The sequence below is a fragment of the Nocardia nepalensis genome (genome assembly GCF_048910785.1).
In the GTDB taxonomy this organism is placed as follows: Bacteria; Actinomycetota; Actinomycetes; order Mycobacteriales; family Mycobacteriaceae; genus Nocardia; species Nocardia nepalensis.
In genome coordinates, this window is sequence record NZ_JBKBET010000038.1 from 531,658 (window position 1) to 556,374 (window position 24,717).

The following is a 24,717-nucleotide window of genomic DNA, read 5'->3' on the forward strand; positions in this document are numbered from 1 at the left end:
AAATCAGCTGGGCCACCGTGTCATTCTGATGTCGGTTTGATATAGCCCCATTAACGGAATCGAGCCCGCAATCGCGGGCTCGGTTCCATTTTTTTCGGATTAGATTGCCACCTGATGCTGACGCTGGGCCTGGAAGAAATCGGCCCAGGAGGTCACCTCCGGGTGCTGTTTCAGCAGCGCACGACGCTGCCGTTCGGTCATACCACCCCACACGCCGAACTCCACTCGATTGTCGAGGGCGTCGGCCCCACACTGCATCAGCACTGGGCAGTGCCTGCAGATCGTCGCCGCCTTGCGCTGCGCCGCGCCGCGGACGAACAGTTGATCTGGGTCTACTTCCTTGCATCGGGCCTGGGCTACCCAGGCGATCCTCGCTTCGGCCTGCTCTACGTCCAATCGAGCGATGGGGGTTGTCATGTGCATTTGGTGTGCCCCTTTGCAGTCCGAACACCGGGTCAACGGCGCTCCAGAATCGCGTGACAGTGCGCAGCAACCCAAACCCCGCTGCGAACTGCACCACATTCCACTTTGAGTGTTAGCTCTATCACACTGGGTTCTCAATCTAGGTAAAGGTATGGCCTCTGCGCAAGACCGTCCCGAGACTTTTTGGTACGTCCGTCCATGCAACCGTGATCGAGAACCGGGCGGTCGACCCGACATGTGGTTCGCCCTTCAACGACACGCCGGATTCCTTCCCGCGACACGCCGATTCGGGCATACGAACCGCAGGATCTGGCGGACTGACAAACACACCCGAGAGCCTCGAATCGGCACCCCGTAGTCTGGGGATCGTGCCGATCACACATACGCTCGCAAGGCTGACCGGCAGCTGCGCGCTGGCCGCGGTGCTCGTCGCCGGGTTGTTGTTCCCTCTCGCAGGCGGTTTCGGGTTCGTCTCCAACCGTGCCGCCGACGCGGTCGACAATGTGTCCGCGGAGTTGGTGGAGGGCACCGTCCCGGCTGTCTCGACCATGGTCGACGCGAACGGAACGCCCATCGCCTGGCTGTACGAACAGCGCCGCTTCGAGGTCCCCAGTGACAAGATCGCCAACGATATGAAGTTGGCGATCGTCTCCATCGAGGACCGGCGCTTCGCCCAACACGAAGGCGTGGACTGGCAGGGCACGCTGCGCGCGTTCCTCACCAACACCAGCAGCGGTGAGGTGCAGCAGGGTGCGTCCACCCTCGATCAGCAATATGTGAAGAACTACCAGCTGCTCGTCGTCGCGAAGACCGACGCCGAGCGCCGGGCCGCCATCGAGACCACCCCGGCGCGCAAGCTGCGCGAGATCCGGATGGCGCTCACCCTGGACCGGGAGCTGACCAAGGACGAAATTCTCACCAGATATCTGAACCTCGTCCCGTTCGGTAACGCCTCCTATGGCATCCAGGACGCCGCGCAGACCTACTTCGGCATCGATGCGGTGAATCTGAATATGACGCAGTCGGCGATGCTCGCCGGCATGGTGCAGTCCAGCTCGAAGCTGAATCCCTACACCAATCCCGAGGGCGTGCTGCAGCGGCGCAATACCGTGCTGGACACCCTGATCCAGAACATCCCCAGCCGCGCCGAGGAATTCCGCAAGGCCAAGACCGAACCGCTCGGCGTGCTGCCCGAGCCGAAGGGGCTGCCGCGCGGGTGCATCGCCGCCAACGATCGCGGCTTCTTCTGCGACTACGCAATGCAGTACCTGGCCAATGCCGGCATCAGCCGCGAGCAGATCAACACCGGCGGCTACACGATCAAGACCACACTCGATCCGGCCGTACAGGATTCGGTGAAACGCTCGGTCACCGAGGCCGCGAACCCGAACCTCGACGACATCGCCCAGGTGATGTCCGTGGTCGGTCCGGGACAGGATTCGCATCCGGTGCTCGCCATGGCGAGCAGTCGTACCTACGGCCTGAACCGCGAGGCGAACGAAACGGTGCAGCCACAGCCGTATTCGATGGTCGGTGACGGCGCGGGCTCGATCTTCAAGCTCTTCACCACGGCCGCGGCCATGGAGAAGGGTATGGGTATCAACGCCCAACTCGATGTGCCGGGCCGGTTCGAGGCCAAGGGCATGGGTAACGGTGGTGCGCGCGGCTGCCCGCCCGCCACCTACTGCGTGCAGAACGCGGGCAACTACAAGTCGCCGATGTCGGTGACCGAGGCGCTGGCCACCTCGCCGAATACCGCTTTCGTCAAGCTGATCCAGGCGGTCGGGGTCACCCCGACCGTCGATATGGCGATCCGGCTCGGCATGCGCTCCTACACAGAGGCGGGCAGTTCGGGCCACGGCAACCAGAGCCTCGCGGACATGATCAAGGAGCAGAACCTCGGCTCGTTCACCCTCGGCCCGGTCGCGATCAACCCGCTGGAGTTGTCGAATGTGGCCGCCACCCTGGGTTCCGGTGGCCGGTGGTGCCCGCCGTCGCCGATCAAGGAAGTGATCGACCGCTCCGGTAAGACGGTGCCGCTCACCCAGCAGGCCTGCGAGCAGGTCGTCGAGCCCGGACTGGCGAACACCCTGGCCAACGCGATGGGTCAGGACGACATCAGCGGTACCGCGGCCGGCGCCGCGCGGGCCACCGGCTGGAACCTGCCGCTGTCGGCGAAGACGGGAACCACCGAGAGCCACCGCTCCTCGGCGTTCGTCGGCTTCACCAACTCCCTCGCGGCCGCCGCCTATGTCTACGGCGACAGCCCGACGCCCGGCGAGATCTGCTCGTTCCCGCTGCGCAGCTGCGGCGACGGCAATCTCTTCGGTGGTAACGAACCCGCTCGCACCTGGTTCAACGCGATCAGGCCGGTGACCGGGAACTTCCCGCCGCCCGCACTGCCGCCGCTGGACGATAAATATGTGCGCGGGTCGAATCAGGCCCAGGTCCCCGATGTCGCCGGTATGTCACAGGGCCAGGCGACGGCCGCGCTGGTCGCCGCTGGTTTCCAGGTGTCGCCGGTGAACGGCGCCGGTGCGCCGCCGAAGGGAACGGTGATGGGAACCGCGCCGAACGGATCGGCGATTCCCGGGTCGGTGATCACGATCTATATCAGTGACGGGACACAACGGGTCCCGACGCCAGCGCCCGGACCTCCGGCCGCGCCGGGAATTCCGATTCCGAGCATCCCGGGCCTGCCGGGATTCCCGAGTATCCCCGGATTCCCCGCTCCTCGATAGCGCATCCACAGCACGAAACCGCCGACCCGGATCAGATCCGGGTCGGCGGTTTCGTTTGTGCCGGGATGGGTTTCTACAGGCGGGCTTTCACCGCGGCCGAGAGCCGCGAGCCATCGGCCTTGCCCTCGGCGATCGCGGTGGCGGCCTTCATGACCTGGCCCATCTGACGCATACCGGGCCGCTCGCCGAGTTCCTGGGCGACCTGCGCGATCGCGGTGTCCGCGACGTCTGCGACCTCGGCATCGGTGAGCTGGGTCGGCAGATATTCGTCGATGATGCGCGCCTCGGCGTGCTCGTTGGCGGCCAGTTCGCCGCGCCCGGCCTGGGTGTAGACCTCGGCCGATTCGCTGCGCTTCTTCGCCTCTTTCTGCAGGACGGCGATGACCTCGGCGTCGGAGAGTTCGCGTGCCTCCGAGCCCGCGACCTCCGCGGTCTGGATGGCGGCGAGCAGCATCCTGAGGGTGGCGAGGCGCAGCGTGTCCTTGGCCTTCATCGCGGCGGTCATATCCGCGCGCAGCTGCGATTTGAGTTCCGACATGTGCCACACGGTAGCCGCTTCCCTGTTCCCGGCCCACTACATTTGGCCTCCGACTCGAATTCACCGCAGCACACCAACCGCTTGTGCGGAAACACACTCGGCGTTCCGGACCGGGGTCACCTATGCTGGGCAAATGCCCGTAATCTCGACCTCCGCCATCCGACGAACCGCGTTGGGAGCCGCCGGGGCCGCGGTGGCCGGTATCGGCTACGCCTCGCTTATCGAACGAAACGCCTTCGTACTGCGCGAGGCCACCATGCCCGTGCTGCAGCCGGGCTCGTCGTCACTACGGGTGCTGCACATCAGCGATCTGCACATGATGCCCGGTCAGAAGCTCAAGCAGCAGTGGCTGCGGGAGCTGGACCGGCTGGAGCCGGACCTGGTCGTCAATACCGGCGACAACCTGTCGCACCAGAAGTCGGTGCCCGCGGTGGTTCAGGCCCTCGGCGGATTGCTTTCCCGCCCGGGCCTTTTCGTTTTCGGCAGCAATGACTACTTCGCGCCGGTGCCGAAGAATCCGGCGAAATACTTCAAGAAGGATCACCGCCGGGTGTACGGCGCGCCGCTGCCGTGGAAGGACCTGCGCGCGGCCTTCACCGAGCGCGGCTGGCTGGATCTGACCCACGTCCGCCGCGACGTCGAGGTCTCCGGCATTCGGATCGCGAGTGCGGGCGTCGACGATCCGCACCTGCAGCGCGACCGGTACGACACCGTCGCCGGCGCACCGAACCCGCTCGCCGAACTGAGCATCGGCCTGACACACTCGCCCGAACCCAGGGTGCTGGATCGCTTCGCCGAGGACGGCTACGACCTGGTCATGGCCGGGCACACGCACGGCGGGCAACTGTGCCTGCCCGGCTACGGTGCGCTGGTCACCAACTGCGGTATCGATCGTTCGCGGGTGAAGGGCTCCTCCAAGTGGGGCGCGCACACGCAGTTGCACGTCTCCGCGGGCCTTGGCACCTCGCCGTGGGCGCCGTACCGCTTCTGCTGCCGCCCCGAGGCCACCCTGCTGACTCTGGTCGCCGCACCGCCCAAGCGGCCCAATGCCGATAGCGGCCAGGGTGTTTCACCCTCGGAAGCCATCGCTCGCTGAGTTCGGCTAAGGTCCCTTGCCGAGACCGACGTCAGGCAGGGGAACCAGTGTGAGTGATTTCGACGACCGGCCCGAACCAACTCGACCCGGTACGCCGTATCAGCAGCAGCCTTATGGCGCAGGACAATTCGGTCCTGCGCTCGGACAGCCCGAGCTCTCCGCTCACACGCAGTCGACTCAGGGGCACAGCGCTCCTAGCGCGCAGGCGCACAATACATTCGGCGCGCCGGTGCACCTCGATCCGCCGGTATCGCCGCCCGTCAGCACTGCACTGAACTGGTCGAGCAATCGTGCCAACGACCTAGCGGGTCCGAATACGCAGGCACAGAACACATTCGGCGCACCGGTAACCCCTGCGCCCGTCGCTACGCCGCAGCTCGACCGCCCGTTTCCCGCCACTCAATGGCAAGCGGGCACCACCGGATCGACCCGAACCGTAAGTGCGCCGGGACAATTCGAACCCGCGACGCAGTGGGGATCCGGACCGCCCGCCTCGGCGCAGCACCAATCCGGCCCGTCATGGCAGACCGGCTCGACGCAATTCCAGCCCGGTGCAACAGCATTCGGGTCACCCGGGGCCCAAGGCGGTGGCCTGAACGCGCTCTTCGGCGACCGACTCACACAGGCCGCATTGGTCCCGAATCGCCGCCGGGGCAGGCGCGGTATCGCTTGGGTCGCCGCCGCCGTCGCGGCGCTGGTGGTCGCGGGCGGGGTGACGGCGATCGTGGTGACCAACAGCGGGTCGAATGTCACCTCCGCGCAAGATCCGGCGCCGTCGATGGTGAGCGCGCTCACGACCACGGGCTCGCATACCCCGGCACAGCCCAGCACCAGCAATGCCCCGGCCAATCACGAAACCCCGGTCGTGCCCGGTTATCAGGTGGTGGTGGCATCGGATCTGGGCGCCGCCTATGACGTGCCCGCCGACTGGACCGTGGCCCCCGACGGCAAGGTCGGCGGTTTCGGCGACCCGCCCAACGCCGTCACCGGCAAGGGACTGGCGACCGAGGGGAAGAGCTACTGCCCCGGATCGACCCGTACCGTTGCCTTCCTGACCGGTTCCAGCGATACCGATTCGGCGACCGCCGCAACCGAACTCGGCACCAGGACCGCCAAGATCGCGTACACCAACTCGCCGGGCGGCACACCGAGCGCCGCGCAGCCGCTCAACTCCCTCGACGGCTCCCAGCATGGCATGTTCGTGGAGACCAAGGGCACCGCCACCAAGGTCAAACCCGGTTGCGCGACCGAGTACTCCGTTTACACCTTCGCGACCCCCACCGATAACGGCAGCTTCGTCATGGTGATCGCCGCCGACACCGGCGTACCCAACGCCGTCGACGCGGCCACCGCAATGCGGATATTCACCAGCATTCGACCCCACGAAGGGTGATTGACCTGCCGGTTTAACGTCTGGACCTGAGCTGTTGTAAGCTACTCCAGGTTCGATTCACGGGGTGTGGCGCAGCTTGGTAGCGCGCTTCGTTCGGGACGAAGAGGTCGCAGGTTCAAATCCTGTCACCCCGACTCGTGGTTGAGACGAACGGTTCCGCCCCCGGCCCGCACAGGCCGGGGGCGGAGTTGTTTGCGCTGGTTGGCCCGGCGGTACGGGGTCGGCCACCATACCGCGCAGGCGATGACCGCTAGTAGCCCGCACACCAAGGCGAGCAAGCCAACGATCACGAACGCATCCATCATTACCTCCCGAGACTTCTCGTAGGTGCACCCGACGCCGGGGGCGGATCGCCACCGACCGGCGGCGGTAGACGGGCGGTGTGCCTGGAGTACGGGCATCGACCCGGCGCCGGGGCTGATCTCCAGCCTGCTGCGGCGATGTGTCGTGCGATAGCGCGGCGGCGTTGCCAGGTGTTGCTGTCTGCTCCACGCCACTGTGCACCGCTGGTGAGAAGTTCCGGAAGGAGGCGCGCCGAGGACGGACCGAATGCAAGCGCGGTGGTTCCCGATATGTCCCCCGATGTCCGTTATGGGCGGTGAGCAGACTCTTACCGCTTGCTAACTTGTGGTCATCTCGACGAAACGCGAGGTCCATAGCGTATACACCCATGTCGACACGGGTGACCACACTGGCGGATGCGGCCGGACGACCGCTGCGGGACGTGGTTTATACGACCTTGCGCGGCGAGTTGATGAATGGGGATATCAGGTTCGGCCAGCGCCTGACCGAGCCCAAGTTATCGACTCGGTTCGGGATCTCCCGGACGCCGATCCGGGAGGCGCTGACGATGCTGTGCTCGGACGGGCTGTTGCAGCGCGAGGAGTACGGGTTCACTCCGGTGCGGCCCAGCATTCCGTTGATCCGGGATCTCTATGAGCTGCGAATCACCCTGGAGCTCAGCGGAATTCAGCGCGTTATCGATAACCCGGCGGTGGTGCACGATCACGCGCTGTTGGCGGCCGAGCGAGAGGCGTGGCTGGCCCTACGAGCGGATCCGCCCGAGCAGGAGCCCGGTTTCGTGGTCCGGGACGAGGAATTCCACGTCACCCTGCTGACGGCGGCGGGCAATGCCGAGTTGGTGCGCTCGTTGAAGGCGGTGAACTCGCGGATCCGGCATGTGCGGATGTACGACTTCATGGTCAACAACCGGATCGAGACCACCATCGCCGAGCATCTGGGAATTCTGGATGCCGTACTGGCGCGGGATCTTCCGCTCGCCTACCGCCTGCTGCACACCCATATCGGCGAATCGCTCGATGTCGTCCTCGATCGGGTCACGCGGGCCATCGCCGCGATGTCCTTGGCAACTGAATAGGGAGATTCCGGTGACACTCGAGTTCGATACCGTCCTGGTCGCCAATCGCGGCGAGATCGCCTGCCGGGTCATCAGGACCGCCCGCGCTTTGGGGCTGAAGACCGTCGCCGTCTACTCCGACGCCGACGCGGGTGCCGCACACGTCGAAATCGCCGATGTAGCAGTGCATCTGGGCCCCAGTCCGGCCGCAGAGTCCTATCTGCGCGCCGACCGGGTGATCGACGCGGCGTTGTCGACCGGCGCGGGCGCGATTCATCCCGGATACGGATTCCTCTCGGAGAATGCGGATTTCGCCACCGGCGTGGCCGAAGCCGGTATCGCATTCGTCGGACCTACACCGGAGCACCTGCGCGTATTCGGTGATAAGCACACCGCCCGAGAAACCGCGAAATCTGTTGGAGTGCCGCTGATTCCGGGCAGCGGATTGCTCGAATCGGCCGAACACGCGATCGCGGAGGCCGAACGCATCGGCTATCCGGTGATGCTCAAGGCGGTCGGGGGCGGCGGCGGTATCGGCATGCAGGCCTGCGGCAATGCCGATGAGTTGCGCTCGGCGTATCTGCGTGTGCAGCGGCTGGCCGCGACGAACTTCTCCTCGACCGGCGTCTTCCTGGAACGGTTCGTGGCGCGGGCCAGGCATATCGAGGTGCAGCTGTTCGGCGACGGTCGCGGACGGGTGGTCAGTCTGGGCACCCGGGATTGTTCGCTGCAACGGCGCAATCAGAAGGTGTTGGAGGAAGCGCCGGCGCCCGGGCTCCCGTCGGGTCTGTCGGAGCAGTTGCTCGGCGCTTCGCGGGAGTTGGCCCGGTCGGTCGGGTACCGATCGGCGGGCACGGTCGAATTCGTCTACGACGTCGAGCGCGGTGCGGCCTCGTTCCTGGAGATGAATACCCGGCTACAGGTCGAGCATCCAGTCACCGAGGCGGTGACCGGGGTCGATCTGGTCGAGTGGATGCTGCGGCTGGCGGGCGGGGACACCTCGATGGTGGACGAACTGCCCGAGACCGGACCGGCGATCACCGGCTGGGCCGTCGAGGCGCGGGTCTACGCCGAGGATCCGGGGCAGGATTACCGGCCGAGTGCCGGGTTGATCACCGCGGCGACGTTCCCGGATCGCATTGCCCGATCCGCGCCCGGGGTTCGGGTCGACACCTGGGTCGCGACGGGGACCGAGGTCAGTCCGTACTACGACCCGTTGCTCGCCAAGGTGATCGCGTCGGGGGCCTCCCGCGATGCCGCCTTCGCGGAATTGCGCGACGCACTGGCCGCGACCCGGATCTATGGGGTCCAAACGAATCTCGCTCAGTTGCGTGCCGCGAGCGCCGATGCCGTGGTGCTCGGCGCGGATCATGTCACGACCACGCTGGCCGATATCCGGCCCGCGGGGCATCGCATCGATGTGCTGCGCGGTGGCACGATGACCACGATTCAGGATCATCCCGGCCGAATCGGCTTGTGGCAGGTTGGAATTCCACCGTCCGGTCCGATGGACGATCTGTCGTTCACCCTGGCCAATGCCGCCGTCGGCAACCCCTCGGGCGTGCCAGCGCTGGAATGCACGCTGCAGGGTCCGCAGCTGCGATTCAGCGATGCCACCGTGGTGTGCGTGACGGGCGCGCGGACGCCGGTCACGGTGGATGGCCAACCGGTTCCCATGTGGGAGCCGGTGACGGTCCCGGCCGGATCGATGCTCGACATCGGGGCGCCGGCCGACGCGGGATTGCGCACCTACCTCGCGGTGCGTGGCGGCATCGACGCGCCGCTCTATCACGGCAGTGCCGCCACCTTCACCCTCGGCGGTTTCGGTGGCAGCACCGGCAAAGCCGTTGTGGCGGGAGATGTTCTGGGGATCGTCACGAATCGGCCCGAACTCGATGAACCACGCGCGGTGCCGATCGACGAGCGACCAGAATTCACCCATGTCTGGCGACTGGCCGTCGGTGTCGGCCCGCAGACCGCACCCGCCTATTTCACCGATGCGGATATGGACCAGTTCTATTCGCACCCTTGGAAGGTCGGCAGCCACGCGAATCGCACGGGCATCCGCCTCGAGGGCCCGAAGCCGACCTGGTCGCGCACCGACGGCGGCGATGCCGGACTGCATCCGTCGAACCTGCACGACAATCCGTACAGCGTCGGGACATTGAACGTCTCCGGCGATACCCCGATCCTGTTGGGTCCGGATGGGCCGAGCCTCGGCGGCTTCGCCTGTCCGCTGACCGTGGTTTCGGCGCACCGCTGGAAGCTCGGCCAGCTGCGTCCCGGTGACACCGTGCAGTTCGTACCCGTCGACGACGACCAGGCCACCGCGCTGCGCCGTTCGAATGCAGCGCGCTCGCGCGCCGACATCCCCGGCACCACAATAGATCTCACCGCTGCGCGGAGTCTGCTCACCGGCACACCCGTCGGCGTAGACGATCGCGGCATCCTCGGCATCGTGGCGGCGGGCGGGGATCGCCCTGCGGTCGCCTATCTGCGCGGCGGCGATGACAATATCCTGGTCGAATACGGCGAGATGGTGCTGGATCTCGGGCTGCGCATGCGGGTGCACGCGCTCGCCGAGGCGCTGGCGGGCACCGGACTGCCGGGCATCATCGATGTGACGCCGGGCGTCCGTTCGCTGCACATCCACTTCGATCCCGATGTGCTGCCGCAGTATCGGCTGCTCGGCACGCTGACCGAGCTCGAGTCGGAGTTGCCCGCCACCCATGATCTCGTGGTGCCGAGCCGCACCATCCGGCTGCCGCTGTCGTTCGACGATCCGTCCATTGCCGAGGCGATCGATCGCTACCGCAGCGGTGTCCGCGATACCGCACCGTGGCTGCCGTCGAATACCGAATTCATCCGCCGCATCAATGGACTCGACAGTGTCGATGATGTCCGTGCCGCCGTCTTCGACGCCGAATACTTGGTGCTCGGCCTCGGCGACGTCTATCTCGGTGCGCCGCTCGCGGTTCCGCTCGATCCGCGACATCGGCTGGTCACCACCAAATACAACCCGGCGCGCACCTGGACGCCATCGGATGCCGTCGGCATCGGCGGCAAGTACCTCTGTGTGTACGGCATGGCGTCACCGGGCGGCTATCAGCTGATCGGGCGGACGGTGCCGATCTGGTCCAGTTACCGGCAATCCGCGCCGTTCGAACCGGGCACGCCGTGGCTGTTCCGATTCTTCGACCGGATCGTCTGGGAACCGGTGACCGCCGAGCAGTTGCTCGACCAGCGTGCGGCGGCCGCGGCGGGACGCTTCGACGCCGAGGTCAGCGAGGGCACCTTCGCACTCGCCGACCATCTGCGAATGCTCACCGAAAATGCGGCAGCCATAGCGGAATTCGAGACCAAACAGGCCATCGCCTTCGAGGCCGAGAAACAGGCCTGGCGCGCCGCAGGGGAATTCGAACAGAGCGCGGCCGTCGAGAGCGTGCCGGAACCAGCTGTCGACGTGCTCGCCGGGTTACCGCCGGATGCGACCGTGGTCACCGCGCCGATGATCGGCAATGTCTGGCGGGTGGAGATCGAGGTGGGACAGCGGCTCGGCGCGGGCGATCCGGTGGCCATTCTGGAAGCGATGAAACTGGAACTGCCGGTGCACAGCCCGGGCACCGGCACGGTACTGAAGGTGCTGGCCGTCCCCGGCGCCAAAGTAGAACCGGGAACCCCGCTAGCAGTGATCGGAGCCGACGAATGACCTCAGGCGTCCTAGGCAATACCGACATCCATGGCACGCCCACCGCACGGGTCGCCGCCGCTTATCGACGGATCGCGGAGGTCGATCGGCCAGAGGTGTGGATTACCCTGCGCGGCGAGGGCGATGTGGCCGCCGATGCCGCGGCCGTGGAGCAGCGGGTCGCCGACGGTGAATCCTTGCCGCTGGCAGGGGTATTGGTCGCGGTGAAGGACAATATCGATGTCGCCGGATTGCCGACCACCGCGGCCTGTCCCGAATTCGCCTACACCGCCGAGGTCACCGCCGCCGCCGTCGAGCGCCTGATCGCGGCGGGTGCGGTGGTGCTCGGCAAGACCAACCTGGATCAGTTCGCGACCGGACTGGTCGGGACCCGCACCCCGTACGGCGCGGTCCGCCATGCCCATGATCCGGAGCTGATCTCCGGCGGGTCCAGTTCCGGGTCGGCGGTCGCGGTGGCATTGGGCATCGCGGATATCGGAATCGGTACCGACACAGCGGGTTCCGGCCGCGTGCCGGCCGCACTGCACGGAATCATCGGCATCAAGGCCACCTTGGGCATCATTCCGGCGCACGGTGTGGTCCCGGCGTGTGCGGACTACGACGCCGTGACGGTCTTCGCCGCCGACCTCGATCGCGCGGTCGCGGCCGCCGCGGTAATGGCCGGACCTGATGCGCGCGATCCGCGCAGCCGCGCTTGGCCCGCCGACGTGATGCTCGCCGCACCGCAGGCCCCTCGGCTCGCGATTCCCCGCGCCGAGGACTTGGCCGCACTGAGTGAGCCGTACCGAGATGCGTTCGCCCGCACCGTATCCGCGGTCACAGACGCCGGTATGACAACCGAAGAGGTGGACATCTCCGGGTTGCTCGATGCCGCACTGCTCCTGTACGACGGCGCTATCGTCGCGGAACGCTACGCGGCCGTCGGCGCATTCCTCGATACCGCACCCACGAGCGCCGATCCGACCGTGGCCGCGATCATCAACGCCGCGCGAGCCAAGACCGGTCCCGGATTCGCGGCCGATCTGGACGCGCTGGCCCAAGCCAAAGCCGCGGCGGCGGTGACCTTGCGGGGATTCGCCGGGCTGCTGCTGCCGACCACCACGGAACATCCGAGTATCGCTGCGGTACAGGCGGATCCGGTCGATATCAACCGCCGAATGGGGACCTACACGAACTTCTGCAATCTGCTCGATATGGTGGCGGTGGCCGTTCCCGGCCTGCCCACCGCGACCGGAGCGCCGTTCGGGGTAATGATCGTGACACCCGCCTTCGCCGATCAGGTCGCCATCGATATCGCCGCCCGCGTCCTCGGCAACGACTCCGCACCGACCCTGATCGAAAGCGGTATGGAGCTTGCCGTTTTCGGCGCACACCTGCGCGGTCAGCCACTGCACTGGCAACTGGAGGAAATCGGCGCGCGATTCACCGGGGCGATCCGCACCACCGACGCCTACCGCCTGACCGCACTCGACACCACACCCCCGAAGCCGGGACTGGTCCGCCACGGTCCCGGACTCGGCGCGCCGATCCTGGGCGAACTGTTCCAGGTTTCGGCGGCGGGCCTAGGCCGCTTCCTTGCCGCACTGCCCGCACCGATGGCGCTGACCAGCATCGAACTATCCGACGGACGCGCGGTCATCGGCTTCGGCTGCACTTACGACGCCGCCCGCGCCGCCACCGACATCACCTCGTTCGGCGGCTGGAAGGCCTACCTGCAGAGCCAGAACTAGCCCGCCACCTCACCAAACGAGCGTCTTACACATTTGTACTAGACGAGCGTGCAACTCGTCTGTTAGACATATGTGCAAGACATTCGAGTCAGTGAGGAACAGACCATGAGCACCAACCACTCCGCCACCAGCCAGCCGCGGATCCTCGTGTGCGGCGGCGGGATCGGCGGCAATGCCGTTGCCCTGCAGCTGCTTCGGGCCGGGATCCGGGCCACCGTGGTCGAGCGTGCGGCCGCGCCGCGCCCGGGCGGGCAGGCGGTCGATCTGCGCGGGCCGAGCGTCGAGGTGGCGGAGCGGATGGGGCTGATGCCGGGGATCCGCAAGTCCCAATTGGATGAGCGCGGCATGGTTTTCGTGGACAGCGAGGGCAAGGAGCTGCTGCGCATGGCCGCCGAGGTCTTCGAGGGGAAAGGGACCGTCGCCGAGATCGAGATCACCCGCGGCGATCTGAATCAGGTGCTGCTGGACCTGCTCGACGAGGCGGGCGGCGTGGACTACCGCTACGGCGAATGGGTCACCGAGATCAGCCAGGACGACGCGGGCGCGGACGTCACCTTCGCCTCCGGCGGTACCGAGCGGTTCGACATCGTGATCGGTGCCGACGGACTGCATTCCGCGACCCGACGCCTGGTATTCGGACCGGAGGAGCAGTTCTCCACCTATCTCGGCGGCTACATGTCCTTCTTCACCCTGCCCACACCCGACTACGCGGAACCGCACTGGATCGCGATGAATTCGCTGGTCGGCGCGACCGGTGTCGGACTGCGCCCGGATGCCGATCCGTCCACCTGCAAGGCGCTCGTGGTGATTCGCGACGCCGCGAATCCGGCATTGCGCCGCGATATCGCGGCACAGCAGCAGCTCATCCGCGAGCGGCTGGCCGACGGCGGCACGATCGCGAGCACCGTCCGCGACGCCATGGCCGATGCGGACGACTTCTACTTCGACGAGCTCGCTCGCATCGACGTCCCGAATTGGTCCGAGGGCCGGGTGGTGCTGCTCGGCGACGCGGGCTACTGCGGTTCGCCACTGACCGGGCAGGGCACCGCGATGGCCCTGGTCGGCGCATATGTCCTGGCCGGTGAAATCGCCACGCACGCAACCGATCCCGTGCAGGCGCTGGCCCGCTACGAAGAGGTGCTGCGGCCGTTTGTCGCCACCGCGCAGGAGCTGCCGCCGGGCGGCCTGCGCTCGATGACGCCGAAGTCCCGGTTCGGCATTCGCGCGGGTCTGTTCGTCAGCAAGCTGATGACGACCAAGGTCATGAAGCCGTTGGTGATGAAGATGCTCACCAAGACCGAAAGCTACAACCTGCCCGACTACTCGGTCCAGACCGTCGGCTGAGCCGCCTCTAGGCCCGGCCGGGCCGGTCACCCCTCGTGAACCGGCCCGGCCCATACCTGTGGATGGGATCGTCGGCGCGCACCGAATGGTTACCTTCGGCAGCGGCGAGTTCGCCGGTCAGCTCCGGGAAGAGCCATCCGAAGTGGTTGCCCCCGATAAAAGCGCCAGCCGGGCCGGTCACCCCTCGTGGACCGACCCGGCTGGCGCTACCCCCGTGACGCGACCTGTTACCCCTCGTGAACAGGTCGAGCCCGGTTCCCCACCCCCGGTGGTGGCTTATTTCCGCCTGGCGTGTTGATACAAACAATGCCGCTGCGGGCTTGTTGGGCACTTAAGAAGACCTTGCAGGAGAAAAACCGCAGGTAGAGGCGTTATTTCCGCCGGATACCAAATAGTTTGCAGCATGTTGGCGCGAATCGGCGGATGATGGGGAGTGAGGGTGCGAAGGAGATTGGAGCGGCGATGGAGACCTTGGTTGTCTGGGTGTTGGCCACCCTGCTTTATTGGTGGGGCCTGTTGTAGTTCCGAAGCCACGAATCCTGACCCCGCACAGCGAAACAGCTCCGCCTCCGACCGAAAAGGTCAGAGGCGGAGCTGTTTTCGGACCGGAGCTATCAGCCCTCGAGTCCGGCGCGGACGCCTTCCTCGACGCGCTTGCCGAGGTCGGAGTCCACGTTCTTCCAGTACTCGAAGACACGTGAGAGCACCGGCTCCCGCACACCGCCGAGCACATGCCCGACGATGTTGTCCACCAGGCGATCCCGCTGATCGTCGTCGAGGACCTCACGCACCAGCGTGCCCGCCTGGGTGAAGTCGCCGTCTTCGGCGTGCGCGATATACCCCGCGCGCACGATGGTCGGGTCGAACTCCCAGATGCCGCCATCGGGCGCCTGCTGCGGATCGGCATGCGGGCCGCCGAACGAATTCGGCGCGTACACAGGCACATTCGCGTCGTTGTAGTCGTAACGCATCGCACCCTCCTTGGAGTAGGAGTTCACCTGCGCGGCTTTGGCTCGGTTCGGCGGCAGCTGCGCGTAGTTGGTGCCGATGCGGTAGCGGTGCGCGTCCGAGTAGGCGAATACCCGGCCGAGCAGCATCTTGTCCGGCGAGAAGCCAATGCCCGGAACGACATTCGATGGCTCGAAGGCGGCCTGCTCGATATCGACGAAGTAGTTGCCCGGGTTGCGGTTCAGCGTCCACTTGCCGACCTCGATCAGCGGGTAGTCCCGGTGCGACCACACCTTGGTCAGGTCGAACGGGTTGAAGCGGTAGCCATCGGCCTCGGCGACCGGCATCACCTGCACGTACAGCGTCCAGCTCGGGAACTCACCGCGCTCGATCGCCTCGTAGAGGTCGCGGCGGTGGTAGTCGCCGTCGGCACCGGCGAGGCGATCGGCCTCGGCCTGGGTCAGGTAGTCGATGCCCTGATCGGTCTTGAAGTGGTACTTCACCCAGAAGCGCGCACCGGCGGCATTGATCCACTGGTAGGTGTGCGAGCCGTAGCCGTTCATGTGCCGGTAGGTCTTCGGGATGCCCCGGTCACCCATCAGCCAGGTCACCTGGTGGGCGGTCTCCGGGCGCAGGGTCCAGAAGTCCCACTGCATGTTGTTATCGCGAAGTCCGCTGCCGGGCAGGCGCTTCTGTGAACGGATGAAGTCGGGAAACTTGATCGGATCCTTGATGAAGAAGACCGGAGTGTTGTTGCCGACGAGGTCGTAGTTGCCGTCCTCGGTGTAGAACTTCACCGCGAAACCCCGTGGGTCACGCCAGGTGTCGGGGCTGCCCTGCTCGCCGGCGACGGTGGAGAACCGGACCAGCGATTCGGTGCGCGCACCCGGCTGGAACAGCCCGGCCTTGGTGTAGCGGCTGATATCGTTGGTCACCACCAGCTCACCGAATGCGCCCGCGCCCTTGGCGTGCACGATGCGCTCCGGCACCCGCTCGCGGTTGAACTGGGCGAGCTTCTCGATCAGGTAGTGATCGTGCAGCAGGATCGGGCCCTGGGCGCCCGCGGTGAGCGACTCGTTATCGCTCTGGACCGGCGTTCCGGCATTGGTGGTCGTCGGCTTGGTCATTTGCAGCCTCCTTCGCTCGAGAGCAACATTCCGGGGTTGCCCCGGGTTGTCGGGTGGATTACCGCTCGGGCGAGCGGCCCGGTGGGGTCGCTTCGCTCACACGGCAGGTCGGGCACCGGCCCCAGAAGACGACCTCTGCCTCGTCGATGACGAACCCGTTGGCGTCCTCGGGTTCCAGACAGGGGGCGCTGCCCACGACACAGTCGATATCCACGACCGTGCCGCAGCTTCGGCACACCAGATGGTGATGGTTGTCCCCGGCCCGGGTCTCGTAGAGCGCGGCCGAACCGGCTGGTTCGATGCGCCGCAGGATTCCGGCGCGCACGCAGGTCCGGAGCACGTCATAGACGGCCTGCGTGGACACCGAACCCAGGGCTTCCCGGACGGTGGCGGCCACTCGATCGGCGTCCGAATGCGGCCGGGCCGCGACCGCGTTCAGCACCGCGACCCGCGGTGCGGTCACCCGCAGGCCGGCCGCGCGCAACTGGGTCCGCGGATCGGTGACGTTGGTGTGCATGGAACCGATAGTTATCCCTTTTCTGGAATTAGTCAAGAAAAGGGCCTGCGAGTCGGCTAGGGACCGGGCGTCACCGGACAGCCGATCTCGCGCATTTCCGCACGTACGCGATACGCGAGCGGGACACCGATGCTCTCGTAGATGCCGCAGGCCTGCGCCAGCGCGGCGCAGGCTTCCGATTGGCAACCGGTATCGGCGGCGACATGGCCGAGACTGCGCAGCACATCGGCGCGGCCGTGGCAGTTGTTGATCCGGTCCGCTTCGCACAACGACTCGAGGTAGCGGCGGCGCGCCGCGTCGTAGTTCCCCAACTGCCGTTCCAGATGCCCGATCCCGCGCAGGATCTCCTCCTGGGCGAGCGCGAGATTGATCTCTATCGCGATGTCGTACGCGTCGGAAAACCGCTGGCGCGCACCGTCGAACTCGCCCGCGTTGCGCTCGACGTGCCCGAGTCCCCACAGCGACCAGACCTCGCCGTGCCGGTCGCGGATATGGCAGGCGATCTCGAGTGCGTCCTCGTAGTAGCGGCGTGCGGCGTCCCAATCCTCGGCCAGCCGGGCGATATGACCGAGGCCACGCAGGGCATCGCCCTCGATCTTCGGATGGTTGATCTGGCGGGCGGTGCGCAGCGCGTCGGTGTAGTTCTGCCGGGCGGTGGCGTTATCGCCGAGCCGCCGCACGACTTCGGCGTGTCCCCACAGCGCCGATGCCGCGCGGGCGCGGTCGCCGACACCGAAGGCGATGGCCCATGACTTCTTGAAATGTTCGGTGGCGGCCTCGTATTTGCAGGCCAGCCGTTCGACGTGGCCGAGCCCATTGCGGGCATCGCATTCGGCCGGTGGATAGTCGATTTCGCAGGCCATCCGCAGTGCCTTGGTGTAGAAACGTTCGGCGTCACCGTGATCGCCGATGAGCCAGGCGGTTTGGCCGAGTTCGCACAGCGCCTCGGTCTGACACCGCGGATCGCCGACCGCCACCGCGATCCGGCGGGCCAGCCGGAATCCGGTGCGGGCCGCCCCGTAGAAGCCGCCGATCTGATCGATCCGCCCCAGCTCCAGCAGCGCGTACGCTTCGGCGCCCTGATCGCCGATGTGCCGCGCGGCCTGTAGCGCGCGGTCGTAGAGCCGATGGGCGTCCGACCACCAGCCCAGGCCCCACAGCGCGGGTGCGAGAAGTCGTGCCAATTCCGCGGTTTCGGCGGTCGGGCTCGCGGCGTCGAGGATGGCGAGCAGGTTTTCCCGTTCCACGATGAGCCACCCGTCCGCCTGCGCGAATTCGGCGGAGGCGTACATATCCTTCGGGTGTGCGTGCCGAGTGCCGGGACCCAACAGTTCCGGCCTGCGCATCCGGCGGGCAGTCGCCAAATTGCCCGCGACCAAGCGCGCGATGGCGGCGGCGTGGTCCGATGGCGAATCTTCCTGTTCGGCATGAACTCTCGCGAACAGCCTGGTCAGATCGTGCAGCCGATAGCGACGGCCACCGGTGCGGCCGGTGCGCGAATAGTCCAGAAAGCCCGCCTCGAAAAGCTTGCGCAGCAGGGCTTTTGCCTGATTGTTCGGCACTGCGGCCAGCATGGTTATGGTGTCGGCGGTGATCTCCGATCCCGGATTCCACCCGAGCAGCCGCAACGCCCTGCGCTGCACCGGATCACGCATGCGCTGGTAGGAACCTTCGTAGGCGGCCAGCAGCGATTCTCCCTCGGTGGTGAACCGATCGAGAATGCCCTCGGCCGCCGATTCGCCGAGGATGTAGTCGGCGGGCGATTGCCTGAGCCGAGCGGCATTGTCGGCGAACTCGTTCGCGGTATCGGCGAGTAGATCCTCGCCATGATGGGCGATCTGCCCGGCGATGAGCCGTATTGCCAGCGGCAGACCGCCGGTGGTTTCCAGTATCTGGCGCACCGCGTCCGCGTCGTAGTCCGGCGGCAGGTCGGCTAGTTCGACGAGCAGTTCCTCGGCCTCCTGCGGCGCCATGACGCCGAGGTGCAGCGGCGAAGATCCGGCCAGGCCGGTCAGTCTGGCTCGGCTGGTGATCAGGACGAAGCAGCGATCGGCCAGCGGCAGTAGCGATTTCACCTGCTCGCTGTCGAGGACATTGTCGAAGACGAGCAACATCCGCCGCTGACTCATCGCGACTCGCCACTGGTCCGCACGCAGGGCCGGATCCGCCTCGATCGACTCCGGTGGCACGCCGAGTTCCAGCAGCAGCCGTTCGAGCACATCGGCGGGTTCGCGGGGTTCGCAATCCACCGTGTGGCCGTGCATATCGATCCAGATCGTGCCGTCCGGATAGTGCCTGGCGAAGGCCGCCACCGCATATCTGGCCAGCACCGTTTTGCCGACCCCCGGCGGACCGTCGATGACATGCACCGGGGAGACCCGGCCCTGCACATGCCCGACGACGCGTTCGTGCAATTCGCCCTTCGGAATGTCGCGGCCGGTGAAATACGGGACCTCGGTGGGCAATTCGCCGCTGGCGGCGACCCCCGATCGTCCATTCGAACGCTTGGCCCATGCTTGGCACAGCTCGCGTTTTTCGCCGGCGGGCAGATATTCGAGATCCGCCGCATCCACCAACTGATCCCAGGTTGTTCCGTAAATCGTCGCGAGGTGTTTCAGCACCGCCATGGTCGGGCGGACCCCGGCGGGCCTGCGGGTGCCGGGACCTTCTCTGCCGCTCGGCCAGGCCTCGTATTCGGAGATCCGGCTCGCCCGCATGGCCGCTTGGTCGCCGACGATCTCGTTGTACCGGTCGGCGACCGCCGCCTGGGTGAAATCGTTGGCGAGCCGCCACGCCGTGCGCGCACGACAGCGGCGCTGGCGCAACTCGATGGCCATCGGTTCGAGCAGCTGCTTATCGGTCAGGCCGAGTGCTATCAGTTGTTCCCGTAGCGCGCGGCGATCGTCCGCGCCGAACCCGTTGCCATCTCGCATCGCGAATTACCTCCGGCCGAAATTCCCCCCGGCGCGATGACTCGAACGCACCGCCCGCGGGCGAACCTGGCCCCTGCGCCGGAAATTCGGGCCAACATTGCGATATTTCCTGGGTACCAGCGGTGTTTTACCTGGTCAAGGGCGCACTCGAGGCCGAAGAAATGCGCAGGTCGGTTGGGATCGCGACACGCCCGATCGCATTGCCACCATGGAATGACTCGACGCGCACATTCGGTGTCGACACGAAGGAAGGGGGAACCGGCGATGTTCATCATGCTCGGTCCGTTGGCGATCGGAATACCGATCGGCGAAAGCATCGCCCTGCGAATGGGTTACGCGATCATGGCGCTGGTCGGCATGGCGATAGCGGTGTTGCTGTTCATCATGGGCAGCGGTGTCGGCGCGGTGAAACCCGCACAGGATGCGCCACTGGGGGTTCCGACGAGTAGCACCGCGCCCGTCGCCTGCCAGATGTTCTGCACACCGAAGGAGGCGCCGCGCACGGGCGAGGCGCATCCGTGAGAAGTCACCGGAACTTCTTGGCCCGCAGGTATTTCGCGAGTTCGTCGTAGGCGCCGTCGGCATTGGCGAATTCGACCACATTGCGCGCCGATTCGAACCAGGGACCCGCGCTCGGCCTGATCTGGCCGAGCGCGGCCTCGATATCGGCCATGCCGACCGGGCGCACGGTGCCGGTGCTGATCGAATCGGCCATTGCCAATTGCGTTGCCGAGGTGCAGATATGGGCCAGATCGGCACCGGAGAAGCCGTCGGTGCGCCGCACGATGGCCGGCAGATCAATGCCGGCGACCGGACGATCCCGCAGGTGGTAGTGCAGAATCGAGCGCCGCGCGTCCGCATCCGGCAGCCCGACCAGGATCATCCGGTCGAAGCGGCCGGGGCGGCGCAGGGCGACATCGAGATCCCACGGGTGGTTGGTCGCGCCGAGGATGTAGACGCCATCGTTGCTGTGGGTGGCCGAATCCATCTCGTTGAGCAGCTGATTCACCACATTGCGCATCCATGCCGAACCCGACATCTGGCTGCGCTTGTGCCCGAGTGCGTCGACCTCGTCGAGGAACAGCACACAGGGAGCGTTGCGGCGGGCCATCTCGAAGACCTCGTGGATATTGCGCTCACCGGCACCGTGGTAAATATCGAGAATGTCGGCGATTTCGATCGGATAGAAGTTCGCGCCCAGCTCACCGGCGACCGCCGAGGCGATGAAGGTCTTGCCGCAGCCGGGCGGGCCGTAGAGCAATAGGCCGCCGCGCGCGGAGGTACCGAAAGCCTTGGCCAACTGTGGATTACGGAGTGGGCCGAGCAGGGTGAGATCGAGCTGACGCTTCACGTCGGACATACCCCCGACGTCGGACAGGACGACGGTGGGCTTCTCGAACAGGCCGACATCGGAGTCGGTGACAAATTCGCGCGGGCCCTCGTTGATGAAGGCCGGAGCGATGATGTCGCCTACCTGTTCTTCGGCCGCAGCCCAATCATATTGCGGCGCTGCGTTATTTGCATCGGCCAGCGGCTCGCTCGGCGCTGGGACTTCCGGTACCGCAGAGCCGCCAGCGAGCGCAATGGTGCACTGCTGCAACAACTCCAGGACACGGGCATGTCCCGGCTCCTGGGCCAGTGCGCTCGCACATTGACCGAGCGCATCGGCATAGCGGCCACGATCGGCCAACAACTCGATCACCCGCACCCGCAGCGCCAGCACCTCGGGGCTGCGCTCGAGTGCGGCCAGCATTTCGGTCAATACCAGATCATCGGACACGCCGATCCCCCCTTCACCAGATGAGCTCGTTGATTCTAGATGGGCGCCAGCCGGGCAGGATCCGTGGCGCGGATCACATTCGACTGCGTGGAATAGATCCGGACGAAGGGCGGTTGATCACCTCTGTCGGCGTCCGGACAGCCCCGGGCCGCACCCCATTTGTCGCTTCGAGCGACCACTCGCCGAGAGGCGCTTGTGGGACGTCGACACTCGAGTCGTCACGTTGGCGTGGCGTCCGGCGACTCAGCGCCGCCAGGTAAACCCCCCGTTCCTGGCGGCGTTTCGCATTTCCGCGCTGCTCGACTCGTGGTCCTGAGTGGCGTGGACGATGATGCAGCCATGGCAACGCATGGCGATGCGCTCCAGCGCAGGCTCGGACTCACCGACTCGGTGATCGTCGGGCTCGGGTCGATGGTCGGTGCCGGCATTTTCGCGGCGCTCGCCCCGGCGGCGGCAGCGGCGGGCAGTTGGCTGCTGCTCGCGTTGGCCGTTGCCGCACTGCTCGCGTATTGCAATGCGACCTCCTCGGCGCGGCTTGCCGCGCGCTATCCGGTGTCGGGCGGGACGTATGTGTACGGGCGCGAGCGGCTCGGGGCGTTCTGGGGATATCTGGCCGGATGGGGTTTCGTCGCGGGGAAGACGGCCTCGTGCGCGGCGATGGCACTGACGGTCGGCGGTTACGCCTGGCCCGAGCAGTCGCGCGCGGTCGCGGTCGCGGCGGTGGTCGCGATCACCGCGATCAACTACACCGGGGTGCAGAAATCGGCGCTGGCCACGCGGGTCATCGTGACTATGGTGCTGGCCGTGCTCGCCTTGGTTGTCGGGGTGGGATTGTTCGGAACGCATTCGGCGGCAACGACTCTGCCCGATCGGATCGGGCCGCGTGGTGTACTCGAGGCGGCCGGATTACTGTTCTTCGCCTTCGCCGGATACGCCCGCATCGCCACCCTCGGCGAGGAGGTGCGTGATCCGCAGCGCACGATTCCAAGGGCGATTATTATCGCGCTCGGGCTCGCCCTCGCGGTCTACGCGCTGGTCGCGGTGGCGGCATTGGCGACGCTCGGATCAGCGGGGCTCGCCCATGCGACCGATCCGCTGGCCCAGGTCGTATCCAATGCTGGCGCGCCGGGATTGGCACCGGTGATCCGGGTCGGCGCGGTGCTCGCTGCGGCCGGATCACTGCTCGCCCTGATCCTCGGGGTGTCGCGCACGGCATTGGCCATGGCTCGCGATCGATATCTGCCGGGCGCACTGGCCGCAGTACATCCACGCTTCGGCGTGCCGCATCGGGCGGAGCTGGCGGTCGGCGCGCTGGTCGCGGTGGTCGCGGCAACCTTCGATCTACGTGCGGCCATTGGTTTTTCATCATTCACGGTGCTGGTGTACTACCTGATCGCCAATGTCTCAGCGGCCACATTGACCGAGGCGGAGAACCGTCCGCCACGTTGGGTACCTGCCGTCGGCGCGGCGGGGTGTGTGATCGTCGGCCTATCACTCCCCATCGAATCGGCCCTAACCGGACTCGCGATCCTCGCCGCTGGAGCTGGGTGGTACGCGATACACACCCCCACCACCCCCCCACTGACGTCGTAGTCAAGATCAGGTGGAACTGGTGGCGGGGGCTTCTCGGGCGATGCCGCCACAGACGCCACCTGATCTTGATGATTCGTTTCGGTTTCGTCCAGCCTGTTGCACCGTTTGGTTGGGTGTGGCGCGATAGCCTCGTGCGCATGGGGCGCATCTACGGATTCCTGGCCGGAATTGCGGCGGTATCGCTGGTGGCGGGGGGCGTTTTCGCGGGGGGAGCGCAGGCGGAGACGTTCGAACATGTGACGTGCGGGGTGTCGTCGGGGCGGGAGCCGGAGCGGGCGGCACCGGAGCAGGTGGGATTGGATTCGGGGCTGCTTGCGCAGGCTCTGGCGTTCGCGGGTGGGCGCAATCGGTTGAATGTGCAGGTCTTCCGGCACAATTGTTTGATCGGCGAGGGGCCGACGAATGCGCAGACCGGGAATGTCGCCTGGAATATCTGGAGCGCCACCAAGAGTGTTGTTTCGCTGCTCGCCGGAATTGCCTGGGATCAGGGCGAACTGGATCTCGATGCGCCGATCGATCGGTATCTGCCGCCGGGTCTCGGCGATGCGGCGCATCGGTCGATCCGCGTGGAGGATCTGCTCACCGAGACCTCCGGGATGAAGGTGGGTGTGCTCACCGAGGGCGTCACCGGGGTGATTCCGATCGATCCGGATAGCGCCGTGCAGGCGCTCGGGGTGCCGCTCGACAATCCGCCGGGTGCGGTATTCAGCTACAGCCAGCGCAATGTCGATCTGCTCGCATATGTCATCGAATTGGCCATTGGCGAGCCATTGCAGCAGTTCGCGCAGCGTGAACTTTTCGATCCACTGGGCATCGAACGCGGCGATTACTACTGGGCGCGCGATCGCTCCGGCCACACCTACGGGTACGCGCATCTGATGATCCCGCCGAACGATTTCGCGAAGCTCGGTCTGCTGGTGAGCAATAACGGGCGCTGGGGCACACAGCAACTCGTCTCGCAAACGTATCTGCGCAAGGCACGACAGCCCTCGCCAGCGAACAGGTGCTACGGCTATCTGTTCTGGCTCGGGGCCGGCTGCGCGGAGACCGCCCACTTCCTGCCCCCGGATATCTACTCGATGTCCGGACTCGGCATGCAGAACGTCTTCATCGTGCCGAGCCTGGATCTGACGGTGGTGTGGACCGGATTCTTCGGAAATGTCAGCAATGAGGGCATTACGGGGATCGTGCAGAACACCGAGGAACTGCCGCACGAATTCTTCCGCCGGTTGTTCGCCGCGTTCGAGGACCATCCCGTGCCCGACCCCGGCCCGTACGTGGAGCCACCGCTGGTACTGGATCCGAACCGCTTCGTGGATACGAATCTGCTGCTCGCGGTCTTCGGCATCGGGCCCGCGGCGTATCCGGGCTGCAATGTCTTCAGCTGCCTGAACTATCCGCTGGCGCCGCCGTTCGCGGACACCGCGCCCGGATGCGCCATTATGGTCTGCCTCGGTCCGGATCCGCGCACGCCGGGAATCCGCTGAA

Annotated in this window: 16 protein-coding genes and 1 tRNA gene; 11 read left to right on the forward strand and 6 right to left on the reverse strand. The window is 66.2% G+C overall.

Annotated features, from left to right (window positions below; all coding sequences use genetic code 11):
* Nucleotides 1-99 precede the first annotated feature (99 nt).
* On the reverse strand, nt 100-423 hold the full coding sequence (locus ACHQ4I_RS37055) for a WhiB family transcriptional regulator (RefSeq protein WP_330251089.1): 324 nt from the start codon (nt 421-423) through the stop codon (nt 100-102).
* A 368-nt stretch (nt 424-791) separates the two neighbouring features.
* On the opposite strand from ACHQ4I_RS37055, the gene ACHQ4I_RS37060 reads away from it, so the two are divergent.
* Complete coding sequence (locus ACHQ4I_RS37060) at nt 792-3,164, forward strand: penicillin-binding protein (RefSeq protein ID WP_420776541.1); 2,373 nt, start codon at nt 792-794, stop codon at nt 3,162-3,164.
* 73 nt (nt 3,165-3,237) lie between these two features.
* On the opposite strand, the gene ACHQ4I_RS37065 is transcribed toward ACHQ4I_RS37060, so the two are convergent.
* Entirely contained in the window at nt 3,238-3,702 is a 465-nt protein-coding gene (locus ACHQ4I_RS37065) for a GatB/YqeY domain-containing protein (RefSeq protein ID WP_420776542.1), read from the reverse strand.
* Between the two features lie 133 nt (nt 3,703-3,835).
* Here ACHQ4I_RS37065 and ACHQ4I_RS37070 point away from each other — a divergent pair, with 133 nt between their 5' ends.
* The 7 genes from ACHQ4I_RS37070 to ACHQ4I_RS37100 all read left to right on the forward strand — a co-directional run bounded on the left by ACHQ4I_RS37070 (nt 3,836) and on the right by ACHQ4I_RS37100 (nt 14,331).
* Nucleotides 3,836-4,798, forward strand: a complete 963-nt coding sequence (locus ACHQ4I_RS37070; RefSeq protein ID WP_420776543.1) for a metallophosphoesterase — start codon at nt 3,836-3,838, stop codon at nt 4,796-4,798.
* A 49-nt stretch (nt 4,799-4,847) separates the two neighbouring features.
* A complete protein-coding gene (locus ACHQ4I_RS37075) occupies nt 4,848-6,191 on the forward strand; it encodes a DUF8017 domain-containing protein (RefSeq protein WP_420776544.1) in 1,344 nt (447 codons plus the stop codon).
* Between the two features lie 60 nt (nt 6,192-6,251).
* Nucleotides 6,252-6,325, forward strand: a tRNA-Pro gene (locus ACHQ4I_RS37080).
* Nucleotides 6,326-6,861: 536 nt separating this feature from the next.
* Complete coding sequence (locus tag ACHQ4I_RS37085) at nt 6,862-7,569, forward strand: GntR family transcriptional regulator (RefSeq protein WP_420776545.1); 708 nt, start codon at nt 6,862-6,864, stop codon at nt 7,567-7,569.
* Nucleotides 7,570-7,579: 10 nt separating this feature from the next.
* Nucleotides 7,580-11,257 (forward strand): urea carboxylase, encoded by a 3,678-nt coding sequence (gene uca / locus ACHQ4I_RS37090; protein WP_420776546.1) that lies wholly within the window; start codon nt 7,580-7,582, stop codon nt 11,255-11,257.
* Nucleotides 11,254-12,987: an allophanate hydrolase gene (gene atzF, locus ACHQ4I_RS37095; protein ID WP_420776547.1), complete on the forward strand. Its 1,734-nt coding sequence runs from the start codon at nt 11,254-11,256 to the stop codon at nt 12,985-12,987. The genes uca and atzF overlap by 4 nt, the downstream gene beginning before the upstream one ends.
* Before the next feature lie 105 nt (nt 12,988-13,092).
* Complete coding sequence (locus tag ACHQ4I_RS37100) at nt 13,093-14,331, forward strand: FAD-dependent monooxygenase (protein WP_420776548.1); 1,239 nt, start codon at nt 13,093-13,095, stop codon at nt 14,329-14,331.
* A gap of 614 nt (nt 14,332-14,945) precedes the next feature.
* On the opposite strand, the gene ACHQ4I_RS37105 is transcribed toward ACHQ4I_RS37100, so the two are convergent.
* Genes ACHQ4I_RS37105 through ACHQ4I_RS37115 form a run of 3 tightly spaced genes read right to left on the reverse strand, consistent with a single transcriptional unit; the run spans nt 14,946 to nt 19,856 of the window.
* Nucleotides 14,946-16,406: a catalase gene (locus tag ACHQ4I_RS37105; RefSeq protein ID WP_420776549.1), complete on the reverse strand. Its 1,461-nt coding sequence runs from the start codon at nt 16,404-16,406 to the stop codon at nt 14,946-14,948.
* 58 nt (nt 16,407-16,464) lie between these two features.
* Complete coding sequence (locus tag ACHQ4I_RS37110; protein WP_420776550.1) at nt 16,465-16,923, reverse strand: Fur family transcriptional regulator; 459 nt, start codon at nt 16,921-16,923, stop codon at nt 16,465-16,467.
* A gap of 56 nt (nt 16,924-16,979) precedes the next feature.
* Entirely contained in the window at nt 16,980-19,856 is a 2,877-nt protein-coding gene (locus tag ACHQ4I_RS37115) for a tetratricopeptide repeat protein (RefSeq protein WP_420776551.1), read from the reverse strand.
* 264 nt (nt 19,857-20,120) lie between these two features.
* Here ACHQ4I_RS37115 and ACHQ4I_RS37120 point away from each other — a divergent pair, with 264 nt between their 5' ends.
* On the forward strand, nt 20,121-20,378 hold the full coding sequence (locus tag ACHQ4I_RS37120) for a hypothetical protein (RefSeq protein WP_420776552.1): 258 nt from the start codon (nt 20,121-20,123) through the stop codon (nt 20,376-20,378).
* Nucleotides 20,379-20,382: 4 nt separating this feature from the next.
* Here ACHQ4I_RS37120 and ACHQ4I_RS37125 read toward each other — a convergent pair whose 3' ends face one another.
* Nucleotides 20,383-21,636 (reverse strand): ATP-binding protein, encoded by a 1,254-nt coding sequence (locus ACHQ4I_RS37125; protein WP_420776553.1) that lies wholly within the window; start codon nt 21,634-21,636, stop codon nt 20,383-20,385.
* A gap of 339 nt (nt 21,637-21,975) precedes the next feature.
* Between ACHQ4I_RS37125 and ACHQ4I_RS37130 the strand changes: the two genes are divergently transcribed.
* On the forward strand, nt 21,976-23,229 hold the full coding sequence (locus ACHQ4I_RS37130; RefSeq protein WP_420776554.1) for an APC family permease: 1,254 nt from the start codon (nt 21,976-21,978) through the stop codon (nt 23,227-23,229).
* Between the two features lie 137 nt (nt 23,230-23,366).
* Nucleotides 23,367-24,716, forward strand: a complete 1,350-nt coding sequence (locus tag ACHQ4I_RS37135) for a serine hydrolase domain-containing protein (RefSeq protein ID WP_420776555.1) — start codon at nt 23,367-23,369, stop codon at nt 24,714-24,716.
* Nucleotide 24,717 lies beyond the last annotated feature (1 nt).